This window comes from Formosa sp. F44, from assembly GCF_056238645.1.
The window spans coordinates 237,819-250,586 of sequence record NZ_JBWDLJ010000003.1 but is presented as its reverse complement, the minus strand read 5'-3'; the positions used below and the strand labels follow the sequence as shown (position 1 = coordinate 250,586).

General features: G+C 33.6%; 13 protein-coding genes and 1 tRNA gene. 6 read left to right on the top strand and 8 right to left on the bottom strand.

Annotated elements, in window-relative coordinates:
• Positions 1-51: 51 nt before the first annotated feature.
• From AC0UBM_RS11080 to AC0UBM_RS11065, 4 genes are all read left to right on the top strand, one after another.
• Complete coding sequence (locus AC0UBM_RS11080; RefSeq protein ID WP_434037062.1) at positions 52-2,463, top strand: efflux RND transporter permease subunit; 2,412 nt, start codon at positions 52-54, stop codon at positions 2,461-2,463.
• Between the two features lie 49 nt (positions 2,464-2,512).
• Positions 2,513-3,946 (top strand): asparagine--tRNA ligase, encoded by a 1,434-nt coding sequence (gene asnS, locus AC0UBM_RS11075; protein ID WP_414036555.1) that lies wholly within the window; start codon positions 2,513-2,515, stop codon positions 3,944-3,946.
• Positions 3,947-4,032: 86 nt separating this feature from the next.
• Complete coding sequence (gene rpoN / locus AC0UBM_RS11070) at positions 4,033-5,496, top strand: RNA polymerase factor sigma-54 (RefSeq protein WP_414036554.1); 1,464 nt, start codon at positions 4,033-4,035, stop codon at positions 5,494-5,496.
• 77 nt (positions 5,497-5,573) lie between these two features.
• Complete coding sequence (locus AC0UBM_RS11065) at positions 5,574-6,170, top strand: hypothetical protein (protein WP_475688676.1); 597 nt, start codon at positions 5,574-5,576, stop codon at positions 6,168-6,170.
• Here AC0UBM_RS11065 and AC0UBM_RS11060 read toward each other — a convergent pair.
• From AC0UBM_RS11060 to AC0UBM_RS11025, 8 genes are all read right to left on the bottom strand, one after another.
• Positions 6,165-6,884, bottom strand: a complete 720-nt coding sequence (locus AC0UBM_RS11060; protein ID WP_475688675.1) for a porin family protein — start codon at positions 6,882-6,884, stop codon at positions 6,165-6,167. The two genes, AC0UBM_RS11065 and AC0UBM_RS11060, sit on opposite strands and share 6 nt — an antisense overlap.
• 112 nt (positions 6,885-6,996) lie before the next feature.
• Positions 6,997-7,482, bottom strand: coding sequence for an ExbD/TolR family protein (locus AC0UBM_RS11055; RefSeq protein ID WP_414036551.1), 486 nt, complete (start codon positions 7,480-7,482; stop codon positions 6,997-6,999).
• A 16-nt stretch (positions 7,483-7,498) separates the two neighbouring features.
• The gene (locus tag AC0UBM_RS11050; RefSeq protein WP_414036550.1) at positions 7,499-8,137 is read right to left on the bottom strand and encodes an ExbD/TolR family protein; all 639 of its coding nucleotides are present in this window, start codon (positions 8,135-8,137) and stop codon (positions 7,499-7,501) included.
• A 6-nt stretch (positions 8,138-8,143) separates the two neighbouring features.
• A complete protein-coding gene (locus AC0UBM_RS11045) occupies positions 8,144-8,560 on the bottom strand; it encodes a hypothetical protein (protein ID WP_475688674.1) in 417 nt (138 codons plus the stop codon).
• A 21-nt stretch (positions 8,561-8,581) separates the two neighbouring features.
• Positions 8,582-9,355, bottom strand: a complete 774-nt coding sequence (locus AC0UBM_RS11040) for a MotA/TolQ/ExbB proton channel family protein (protein WP_382382429.1) — start codon at positions 9,353-9,355, stop codon at positions 8,582-8,584.
• Positions 9,356-9,443: 88 nt separating this feature from the next.
• Positions 9,444-9,531, bottom strand: a tRNA-Ser gene (locus AC0UBM_RS11035).
• A 73-nt stretch (positions 9,532-9,604) separates the two neighbouring features.
• On the bottom strand, positions 9,605-10,636 hold the full coding sequence (locus AC0UBM_RS11030; RefSeq protein WP_475688673.1) for an asparaginase: 1,032 nt from the start codon (positions 10,634-10,636) through the stop codon (positions 9,605-9,607).
• A gap of 8 nt (positions 10,637-10,644) precedes the next feature.
• Positions 10,645-11,412, bottom strand: coding sequence for a TatD family hydrolase (locus tag AC0UBM_RS11025; protein WP_475688672.1), 768 nt, complete (start codon positions 11,410-11,412; stop codon positions 10,645-10,647).
• A 52-nt stretch (positions 11,413-11,464) separates the two neighbouring features.
• Between AC0UBM_RS11025 and AC0UBM_RS11020 the strand changes: the two genes are divergently transcribed.
• Positions 11,465-11,926: a retropepsin-like aspartic protease family protein gene (locus tag AC0UBM_RS11020; RefSeq protein WP_475688671.1), complete on the top strand. Its 462-nt coding sequence runs from the start codon at positions 11,465-11,467 to the stop codon at positions 11,924-11,926.
• 19 nt (positions 11,927-11,945) lie between these two features.
• Positions 11,946-12,578: a response regulator gene (locus AC0UBM_RS11015; protein ID WP_414036545.1), complete on the top strand. Its 633-nt coding sequence runs from the start codon at positions 11,946-11,948 to the stop codon at positions 12,576-12,578.
• Positions 12,579-12,768: the final 190 nt, after the last annotated feature.

Here is a 12,768-nt window from a genome sequence, read left to right as displayed (position 1 = left end):
ACCTAAGTAATACGTTGGTTTTTTCTACATTTGCGGTTCTTTAATAGACTTATGATTAAACAATTTACTAACAGCTTTTGGGAACGTCTAGCTAGACTTATATTGCGAAATAGGATTGCTATGTTAATTGCAATTGTTATTGTGACTGTTCTATTTAGCACGCAATGGAAAAATATACGATTTACATTTACCGAAGCTAATTTACTGCCCGACCACCATGAGGTAAACCAAACCTATAACGCGTTTTTAGATATCTTTGGTGAAGAAGGAAACATGATTGTTTTAGGAGTTAAGGACAGTACTTTTTTTACTGTAGAAAAACTTAACGCTTGGAATAAACTTGCAGAATCGTTTAAATCGTCTGAAGAAATTGAAGCTGTAATCTCTATTAAAGATTTACAAAAATTAATAAAAAACGATAGCCTTAAAAAATTCACTTTAGAGCCTTTTATAAAAGACTCCCTATCGAGTAGTAAACAACTAGACACTTTACAAAAAGAATTATTTACAAAATATCCGTTTTACGACAATTTCCTTTTCAATAGGGACACCAAGACCATTCGTACCATAATCTCTATGGATAAGAGTATAGTAAATACATCTGCACGAAAAGATTTTGTGATGGATGTGCTTATTCCAAGAATTAAAACGTTCGAGAAAGAAACGAATATAGATGTTCGTATTTCAGGAATGCCTTATGTAAGAACATTAAGCTCTCAAAATATTGTTGATGAAATGGGCCTTTTTGTAGGCGCTGCTTTACTGGTAACTTCTCTTATATTCTTTTTCTTCTTTAGGTCCTTTAGAGCTACGTTTATATCGCTTATAGTGGTGTCTGTTGGTGTAATGTGGACTATGGGAATCCTTGGATTCTTTGAATACGAAATTACCGTTTTAACAGCTATTATTCCTCCACTAATTATTGTAATAGGAATTCCAAACTGTATATTCCTAATTAATAAATATCAGCAAGAAGTTAAGTCTCACGGAAATAAAATTAAATCGTTACAACGGGTTATCACTAAAGTTGGTAACGCTACTTTAATGACCAATTTCACGACAGCTTCTGGATTTGCTACTTTCATTCTAACAGAAAGTACGCTATTAAAGGAGTTTGGTATTGTGGCATCCTTAAGTATAGTCTCTATATTTATTTTATGTCTGCTTATTATCCCCGTTTTATATTCCTTTTTACCTTATCCTAAAGAGCGCCATTTAGAGCATTTAAACAGACGTTGGATTAATTCTTTTGTAGGTTGGATGGAGCGCATGGTAAGACACAGACGCATCACAATTTATATAACATCGATTATTCTTTTAATTGTAAGTATTATTGGAATTTATCAGATAAAAATTTCTGGAAGCCTATTAGAAGATATGCCTCAAAAAACAGCATTCTTTAGAGATATTGAGTTTTTTGAACAAGAGTTTGACGGCATTATGCCTTTGGAATTAATGATTGATACCCAACGTAAAAAGGGTGTTATGAAACTAAGCACGCTTAAAAAAATAGATCAATTAGAAGAAGCAATTATAGATATCCCAGAATTATCTAGACCGCTTTCTGTAGTGAGTTTAGTGAAATACTCTAAACAAGCGTATTATAACGGGAATCCAAAATACTACCAATTACCTACGTCGCAGGAAAGTAGTTTTATCTTGTCTTATGCCAAAAATTCTTCTAACGATACAGAAATGCTTAACAGTTTTGTAGATAGTACAGGGCGCTATGCACGTATTACCACCTTTATGAAAGATATTGGTACAGATAAAATGCAAGACATAGAAGACAAGCTACAAACCAAAATAGATAAAGTATTCCCAGAAGATCGCTATAAAGTTACCATGACAGGTAAAGCTTTAGTGTTTCAAAAAGGAACCACCTATTTGGTTAAAAATTTAGCCATTTCGTTATCACTAGCCATTATACTTATTTCGTTATTTATGGCGTATATGTTTAGGTCGTTTAAAATGATTATAATCTCACTACTTCCAAACCTATTACCTTTACTTGTAACTGCTGGTTTAATGGGGTATTTAGGTGTACCTTTAAAACCATCGACCATCTTAGTTTTTAGTATTGCCTTTGGTATTTCTGTAGACGATACCATTCACTTTTTGGCAAAGTACCGTCAAGAATTACAAGCGAGTAACTGGAAAATTAAGCGCTCGGTTTATGGGGCGTTACGCGAAACTGGAGTGAGTATGTTTTATACTTCGACTGTTTTATTCTTCGGATTTTCGGTCTTTATGATTTCTAGTTTTGGAGGAACCGTTGCTCTAGGAGGTTTAGTATCTGTAACGCTTTTATTCGCAATGTTATCTAACTTATTGTTACTTCCATCCCTATTATTGTCGTTAGAGCGTAATATTGCCAACAAAACAGTATTAAGAGAACCTACAATAAACATCATACCTAAAGATAGTGACGATGATGAAGACGAAAACAATATTAACAATTAAATTATCCTGTGCATAAAGAATTATATTTGCATGTTTAAAAATATTAAAAATGAAACCAATTACAATTTCAGAATTATTAAAACAAGACGCTTCTCTGCATGAAGTAGAAGTTAAAGGCTGGGTAAGAACTTTTAGAGCAAACCGATTTATTGCCTTAAACGATGGTTCTTCATTACAAAACATTCAATGTGTTGTAGATTTTGAAAACACAGACGAAGACATATTAAAACGTATCACTACAGGTGCTGCAGTTCACATAAAAGGGGAATTAGCAGAAAGCTTAGGAAAAGGCCAGTCGGTAGAGATTAAAGTTTCATCTATTGAAATTTTAGGAGATTCGGATCCGGAAACCTATCCAATTCAACCTAAAAAACACTCTTTCGAATTTTTAAGAGAGAATGCTCACTTACGTACAAGAACCAATACGTTTAGTGCTGTAATGCGTTTACGTTCGTCTTTATCTTTTGCAATTCATAAATATTTTAACGAAAACGGATTCTTCTATGTACACACCCCAATTATTACGGGTAGTGATGCAGAAGGTGCAGGTGAAATGTTTAGAGTCACTAATTTAGATGCTAAAAACCCACCACTTACAGAAGATGGAAAGGTTAATTATACTGAAGATTTCTTCGGTAAAGAAACAAATCTTACAGTATCTGGACAGTTAGAAGCAGAAACGTATGCCATGTCTTTAGGTAAAGTTTACACCTTCGGACCAACATTTAGAGCCGAAAATTCTAATACGTCTAGACACTTATCTGAATTCTGGATGATTGAACCTGAAGTTGCGTTTATGGACCTTGCCGGTAACATGGATTTAGCCGAAGATTTTATGAAATCTGTAATTGGATATATACTAGAACATAATGCTGAAGATTTAGAGTTTTTAGATAGCCGTTTACAAGACGAAGACAAGAAAAAACCTCAGGCCGAACGTAACGACATGACTTTACTTGAAAAGTTACGTTTTGTAGTAGACAACAATTTTAAACGTGTTAGCTATACAGAAGCTATAGATATTTTACGTAATAGTAAGCCAAACAAGAAAAAGAAATTTAAATATATTATAGACGAATGGGGTGCAGACTTACAAAGTGAACACGAGCGTTTCCTTGTAGAAAAACACTTTAAATGTCCTGTAATCTTATTTGATTATCCAGCAAACATTAAAGCATTCTATATGCGTTTAAACGAAGATGGTAAAACGGTACGTGCCATGGATATTTTATTCCCAGGTATTGGAGAAATTGTTGGTGGTGCACAACGTGAAGAGCGTTTGGATGTATTAAAACAAAAAATGGCCGTTTTAGGACTTGATGAAGAAGAGCTTTGGTGGTATTTAGATCTTAGAAAATACGGTAGTGCTGTACACTCTGGATTTGGTTTAGGTTTCGAACGTTTGGTTATGTTTACCACAGGTATGACCAATATTCGTGATGTAATTCCGTTCCCAAGAACACCACAGAACGCAGAATTTTAAACTTATAAAATACTCATAAAAACAATCTACGTACAGCTGTATGTAGATTGTTTTTTTTATTTTTATGTTAAATCGAATCAAAATTTATGCTTAAGCAAAACTTACAGTTCAAATTATCGCAGAAATTATCGCCGCAACAAATTCAATTAATGAAATTGATTCAGTTGCCTACGCAAGCCTTTGAACAACGCTTAAAGCAAGAACTTGAAGAAAATCCGGCCTTAGATAGCGGGAAAGAAGAACAGGACAATGAATTTGACGACGATTTCGACAACACGCAAGACGACTATAACGACGATGCGGAAACTATAAATTCGGAAGACATTAATGTTGACGAATATTTAAGTGACGATGAAATCCCAGATTATAGAACTCAAGCTAACAACTATAGTAGTGACGATGAAGAAAAAACGATGCCCTATGCTGCAGGAACATCATTTACTCAACATTTAATTTCACAATTAAACACATTTCGTTTAACAGATGAAGAACGCGATATTGCCGAGTTCTTAGTTGGTAGTGTGGACGAAAGTGGCTATATACGCCGATCGACTCCAGATATTATGGACGATTTGGCTTTTACACAAAATGTCTATACTACAGAAGAACGCATAGATAAGGTATTTAATATTGTGCACCAATTAGATCCTTCTGGTGTTGGAGCTCGAGATCTTCAGGAGTGTTTAAGCATCCAATTACACCGAAAAGAAAAAGCCGCCGATATTGTTTTGGCTACAAGAATTATAGATGAGGCTTTCGATCAATTTACAAAAAAGCATTATCAGAAATTGTTGCATAAGTTCGATATAAGCGAAGATCAGCTTAAAGACGCAATAGAAGAAATTGAACGCTTAAATCCGAAACCTGGTGGATCTTATTCAGGAAATAACAGAATGGTAGAACATGTGGTTCCTGATTTTGCAATTAGAATTACCGATGGCGAATTGGAACTTACTCTAAACGGTAGAAATGCTCCAGAATTACATGTCTCTCGCGAATATAACGACATGCTTAAAGGCTATAAAGACACTACAGAAAAGTCTAAATCGCAGAAAGATGCCGTATCCTTCATTAAACAAAAATTAGATGCCGCCAAATGGTTTATTGAAGCCATTAAACAACGCCAGCAAACATTATTTTTAACCATGAGTGCGATTATGCATTACCAAAAAGAATACTTTTTAACGGGTGATGAACGTAATCTAAAACCTATGATTCTTAAAGATATTGCCGATGAGATTAATATGGACGTTTCAACGGTTTCTAGAGTTGCAAATAGTAAATATGTAGATACACCTTACGGAACAAAGTTAATTAAGGAATTCTTCTCTGAATCCATGAAAAACGATCAAGGTGAAGATGTTTCTACACGCGAAATTAAAATGATCTTAGGTACCGTTATCGAAGAGGAAGATAAAAGAAAGCCATTAACCGATGAAAACCTTGCTGGAATATTAAAACAGAAAGGTTATCCTATCGCGAGACGTACGGTAGCCAAATACAGAGAGCAGTTAGATGTACCTGTAGCCCGTTTGAGGAAAAAGATATAATACTAAACTTACCTAGGATTTTATTTTAAATAGACGGATTCACGCATAAAGAATAGGTTACCCGCAATAACTCGCATATGCAAAAAAGTATTTCTTACATTTTTCATCCCATTTTCATGCCACTAATTGGTGTACTATTCTATTTTTCTAAATCGCCACGCTTTATACCATTACCACTCATTCAATCCAAATTAGTACCAATTATAATACTAACATTAATTCTCCCGATTTTAGTAAATGTTTTACTTAAAGCTATTGGAAAAGTAGAATCGATAGAATTAAAGACCACTGAAGAACGCATCATTCCTTTAATAGTTTATTGCATTATCTTATTAATAGTAATAAAACGTATAATTACACCGTTTGAATTTATAGAACTCTATTATTTCTTTCTAGGTATGTTTGGCTCTACATTAGCTGCTATAGTTCTAAATATGCTGAAGTTTAAAGTGAGCATCCACATGTTAGCCATCTCTGGTATATTGATGTTTTTTATTGGATTAAGCGTTCATTTTGGAATAAATATTTTAGGAAGCATTGCCTTAGTCATTTTTATAATGGGCGCTGTTGCAACGTCCAGATTACGTTTAAAGGCTCACAATGCTAAGGAAGTATTTATGGGCTGTTTAATTGGGATAGCACCACAGCTTATGTTAATTCCTCGATGGTTATAAGATATAAAATATCAGTCCTAGTTTTATAGCACTCATATCTATAGATTCACCTTTAAGAGCTGTCTTAACATCGTCGTTAAACATGGGGTTTAAAGCATAATACACATAGAAATTCCAGGTATTATAACCCGCGCTTAACGTAAGGCCATACTGCAAATCGTTAAAGCCCTCTATGTCATTATATCTTAACGATCCTACCTCGCCTTTAAAGTTGCTAATATGACTAAACACATAACCAACTTTAAAACCGGTGTAAACACGCCAGAATCGATAGCTAGAAGCTGTAGACGTTCGCCATCTAAATTCTATTGGTAATTCAACAACATGTTGATAGAAGTTGTTTCTGCTATAGTCAAATTCGTATGTATCGTCAAGCACAAAATAATTCGCTTCGTTATTGCTATCTTTAATAATACCAATATTCTGATTATACGAATTATAAGAATAACCAAGGCCTATACCAATGGCAATATTACGCCTCTTGTTTAGTGGCATATCCTTTATAAACCCACCTTGTAAACCAAGCGAAAAACCTGTTTGCTGGACACCAGAAGGCAATTTTACCAAAATATTATAGGTAAGTCCAAAATAGAACTGATCTTCTTTGTACAAGGAATCTATAACCGTAGTAGGTATAGAAATATCTTCTTGAGAGAAACAAGTTTCAGGAATACCGAAACTTAGAATAAATAATAGAATGCAATACTTTTTCATAGTAGACTAGTTTACTAAACTTAGTACAAAGGTTAAGCAATATATTATAAATATAAAAAAGGTGCTTTGATAAATCAAAACACCTTTATATAATATAAAATTAAGAGTAAACTTAGTTTTTTAAACCAGCAAGTGCATCACCCTTTCTAGTTGTGTAATTAATTTTTAACGCATTTACTTTACGTAATTCTTGTTTAATATCTGATACTAATCCCATATTGGCTTTACTATCAACTTTTAAAGCTGTCGTTAAAAAAGGTACTAATTCTTCACGTTTAGAAGCTCTTTCTGCTGCAATAAATGCTGCAATTTCAGAAACATCTGCAAACTTATCATTCAATTGAATTCTAGACTCTGTACCGTATTGACTTTGAAACCTATCACTAGGTTTACCTGCATAGATATACATTACCAAATCTTTTTTATCAAGTTTTTCAACCTGATCTGCAGCTGGCAATTTGTTCTCAATCATTAAAGTATTCTGTCTCATAACAGTAGCAACCATGAAGAAGAATAATAACATAAATACAATATCCGGTAATGATGCGGTAGATATTGCAGGTAAATCTCCTCCTGATTTCTTTTTAAATTTAGACATAAATTTTTGTGTTTATCTAATTAGACTTTTTAGGCTCTGCTTCAGAGAATTTTTGAGGTACTAAAACTTTAATAGTCTCGATTTTCTCTTTTAAACTTTCCTTTTCAGAAGCTGACGTTCGTGGATCAGAATATTTCTTATCTGCTTCAACAAAACTCATATCCATATTAGGAAAAGCCTTTTTAAACTCTCTATTTCTAAGCTGATTGTAAGCTGCTAAAATTTCGTTCTGTACAGCGATGTACACATCATATTTAGTCGCTCTATCATTTTGAAGAGAAACAATTGCTTTGTCAAAATTATCAGAAGAACTTGGATTTCTCTTTCCTTCACAACTTTTACAAGCATTTGGTCCTACTCCAGCTCCATTATCCAAGAAATCAACTGCTGCTTGACGCAACTCACTAATCTCAATTTGCTTTTCTTCGCCTCCTGCTGTCAATAACAATTGGTTATTTTTATTAACCTGTAATTGAAAGATATTCTTCTCCTTAATGATAACATCCGGTTGTTCAGTATCATCCATAGGAGGAAGTTTTCTACTTAAACCTGAATCAGTTTCAATTGTAGTCGTTACTAAGAAAAATATTAAAAGTAAGAAAGCGATGTCAGCCATAGAGCCTGCATTAACTTCTGGTGCTGATCTTTTTGCCATAATTACTTAGTTTATTAATTTTTTAATATTAGCATATACCATAGATCCTATCGCAACAACACCTAAGATATAAAAAGCATATAGTCCAGCTCCAACATATTTAGATGTCGATTCTGAAACATCCATTCCTTTATCGATAAAAGGAGTTAAATCTAAATCTGTTCCTGAAGACATTGCATAAGCGATAAATAAGATCGCTACAAATGCACCTACAGAGAATAGGGTCTTTTTAATGTCTCCCTTAAACAATCCTGTAATTACAAATACTAGAACTAAAGCTAATATTAAAACAAGGACTGCATAAGTAACATATAGCAAATTGTCAATCATACTATCATTTCCAGACATAATCATCAAAGCAAAGATGATACCTATTACTGAAAGTATTCCAACAATAATTGTTATTATTTTATGTAAACTCATCGTTTAATGTGTTTTAAATTATTACTTCTTGTATCTAATTAACAAGTCCATTAATGTAATTGAAGCATCTTCCATATCGTTAACGATACTATCAATTTTAGCGATAATGTAATTGTAAAAAATTTGAAGAATAATTGCAACAATTAAACCGAATACAGTTGTTAATAAGGCTACTTTAATACCCCCGGCAACAAGTGATGGTTGCATATCTCCAGCAGCTTCAATCTTATCGAAGGCAGCAATCATACCAATTACCGTTCCCATGAATCCTAACATCGGAGCTAAGGCGATAAATAATGAAATCCAAGATACGTTTTTCTCTAATTGACCCATTTGAACACCACCGTAAGCAACAACAGCTTTCTCAGCAGCTTCGATACCTTCATCGGTTCTATCCAAACCTTGGTAGAAAATAGAAGCAACAGGTCCTTTTGTATTTCTACAAACTTCCTTTGCAGCCTCAACACCACCTGATTGTAATGCGTCTTCTACTTTTTGAGTTAATTTTTTAGTGTTTGTTGAAGATAAATTTAAAAAGATAATTCTCTCGATAGCAATCGCTAATCCTAGAATTAAACATAATAATACGATTCCCATGAATCCAGCGCCTCCTTCTATAAAACGCTTTTTTAATTCTTGATGAAAACCTAAATCTTCAGTTGCAGTCGCTGCTGCATCGTCTTGAATTGAAGAAACTACGGTAGTTGCTACAGTAGCAGCGCTAGTTGTAGTTGCATTAACAGTTCCGAATGCCACCATTAGTGTAATGGCTAGGATAGAAAATAATCTTTTCATTTGTTCTGATCTTAATTTTATTAGTTAAAGTGTTAAAGATATAAAAAAATTGCAATTAAAAAACAAAAAATGCTATCAGATTTATCTGCAGAGAGGAAGGGATTCGAACCCTCGATACGCTTTTGGCGTATACACACTTTCCAGGCGTGCGCCTTCGACCACTCGGCCACCTCTCTATAATTTGTATTTTAATTAACGTATGGCAAATAACAAAAAATCTTTTAGACAGGAAAGTTTTATCAGTTAATTTTAAGTCATTTCTCCTCGCAAAGATGTTTCATATATGGTTTTGAATACTTTAGAGGAAACATTCTGTCCAAGTAAATACATTAATTTACATACTGCCGCCTCTGTTGTCATGTCTTTTCCGGAGATTATGCCTATTTTTAATAACAATTCACTAGATTGATATTGCCCCATGAGCACGCTTCCTCCTGAACATTGAGTGACATTAATAATCTGAATGCCGTTTAAAATTGCTTCCTTTAAAATAGCTAAAAACCAGCTTTCGGTGGTACAATTTCCTGCACCATAAGATTCCAAAATCACTCCTTTTAGTCCAACTGTACTAAAAACGGTACGTAAAAAAGCTTCAGAAATTCCAGGATACAACTTTACGAGTGCAATATTTGTATCGAAATTTCTATTTACTTTAAACTTTTTCTTAATGTTTGGCCTAAATAAGCAATCGTAGTTCACTTTTAAATGCACTCCAGATGTCACTAGCTCCGGATAATTTAAAGAGGCAAACGCTTCAAAATGCTCTGCATTTATTTTTGTTGTCCGATTCCCACGATACAACTTATATTCAAAGTACAAAGTAACTTCTTTAATTACGGGTTTGTTAAAGCGTTGTAAGGAGGCAACATGTATAGATGTAATTAAATTCTCCTTAGCATCTGTTCGCAAATCTCCTATAGGTAATTGCGAACCTGTAAAAATTACGGGTTTGGCTAAATGCTCTAACATAAAGCTTAAAGCAGATGCAGTATAACTCATCGTATCACTACCATGTAATACCACAAAACCGTCAAAAGCATCGTAATTAGATTCAATAACTTCAGCAATTTCTACCCAATACTTCGGGTTCATATTACTGGAGTCTATAGGTTCTGCAAATGAAAAAGTTTCAATATCGCAGTCCAACTGTTTTAGCTCGGGAATTCTATCTAGCAAGTTTTTAAAATCGAAAGCTTTTAAGGCTCCTGTTTCAAAATCTTTAACCATACCAATGGTTCCTCCCGTGTAAATAAGTAAAATGTTTGGTCTAGAGTTAGTCATACTGTATTTTAAACACCAAAAATGGCTTTGGAATTTTGAGTAGTGATATTTGCGACCTCTTCTTCTGTCACTTGATAGATTTCAGAGAGCTTCTCTAAAACTTTTAAAATATAAAAACTTTCGTTTCGTTTTCCGCGAAAAGGGGTTGGCGCTAAATACGGCGAATCGGTCTCTAAAACGATATGTTTTAAATCAATTTCATTAAGAAACTTGTCAATTTTACCATTTTTAAAAGTAACCACACCTCCAATTCCTAATTTCATGTTGTATGAAATAGCTAGCTTAGCTTGCTCTAAATTTCCTGTGAAACAATGAAAAATTCCGAATAAATCGTCACTTTTTTCTTCTTCTAAAATATCGAAGACTTCATCGAAAGCTTCTCTACAATGAATTACTATTGGCAATTTATGTGCCTTTGCTAGTCGGATTTGTGTTCGAAAGGCATCTTGCTGTATACCCAAAGTAGATTTATCCCAATACAAATCAATTCCAATTTCTCCAATAGCATAATATGTATGCTGTTTTAATAATGCTTCAACATGAAGTAATTCCTCCTTATAATTTTCCTTTACATGTGTAGGATGTAAACCAGACATTAAAAATGTGTGATCTGGAAAATCTTTATGTAGTTGTAACATGCCTTCTGTAAAAGCAGAATCGATCGCTGGAATAAAAAATCGCGTAATACCTGCATCAATAGCACGGTTTACCATATCATGTCTATCCTCGTCGAAAGCCTCACTGTATAAATGTGTGTGTGTGTCTGTAATAATCATTCTGCAAAATTAATGGTTTTACATTACTATCTTTGCCTAAATTATTTTTAAGATGACAACACTTCAAGATTTTTTATTAGAAAGAGATTATGTTAAGGTGAAGCTGAAGCTGACTAAAACCAATCATTTTGAAATTAAAGCGACTATTAATGGCAAGAAAGGCGTTTTTATCTTGGATACTGGTGCCTCTAGTTCTTGTGTCGGATTTGAAGCAATCGAACCTTTTAATTTAAAAGTTAAAGACTCCAAAATTAAGGCCGCTGGTGCAGGTGCTACAAACATGACAACACAACTGTCTAAAAAAAACAGCATAAAAATAGGTGAGTGGAAAAAAGATAAACTCACTTTAATTCTTTTTAATATGACACATGTTAACACCGCTTTAATAAGTCATAATTCCAATCCTGTAGACGGTATTATTGGAGCAGATATATTAAAAAAGGGAAAAGGAATTATAGACTACGACCGAAAATATTTATATCTTAAAAAAGATATTGTACTTTTAAAGGTTTAATTATAATACTCCCTATATTATGAAATCTTCCATCGTGATAGCAGATGATCACCCTTTAATGCTTAAGGGCATGACTAACTATTTAGCTTCTATAAACTATAATATTGTAGGTAGTGCCACCGATGGGCAGGCGGCTTACAATTTAATAGTAAAACTGAAACCTGAAATTGCCATTCTAGATATTAGAATGCCAGACAGGAGCGGATTAGAAATAGCAGAAGATTGTAAAAAAAATAATATTCCTACAAAAATAATCCTGATCACTTTTGATAAGCGTGAAGATCTTTACGAGAAAGCAAAAGAATTAAACATTTACGGGTACATCTTAAAAGAGTTTGCTGTTGAGGAGATTGAAAATTGCATTGAGAGCGTAATACAAAACACACCATATTTTAGTCAAGATATTAAACCCAATTTAGAAAAATCGGTTAAAACTGAAGATTCCAGTGTATTAGACAAGCTTACTAAAACCGAAATAAAAATTATTAAGCTAATTGCTAAAAACAAAACGAGCCCAGAAATAGCAGACAGCCTGAATGTGTCTTTTCGCACTATAGATAAGCATAGAAGCAATATTGTGAATAAGTTAAATATTGAAGGAAAACACAACGCTTTATTCATTTGGGCCTCTAATAATAAGGACCTTTTATAAATATACGTAGAATTACGTATTTCAGAACACACTCATTTCTCATACCTTTACAAGGCTATTAATTAGTTCTTAGGGAGAATTATTTTAGGGAACTCTGCATTGTAATGGTGCAGAGTTTTTAGTTTTAAGATGAAAAGTTACACATCTAAGCTTCAACACCTTGAAGATTACAACCTTGGATTTTGTTTTA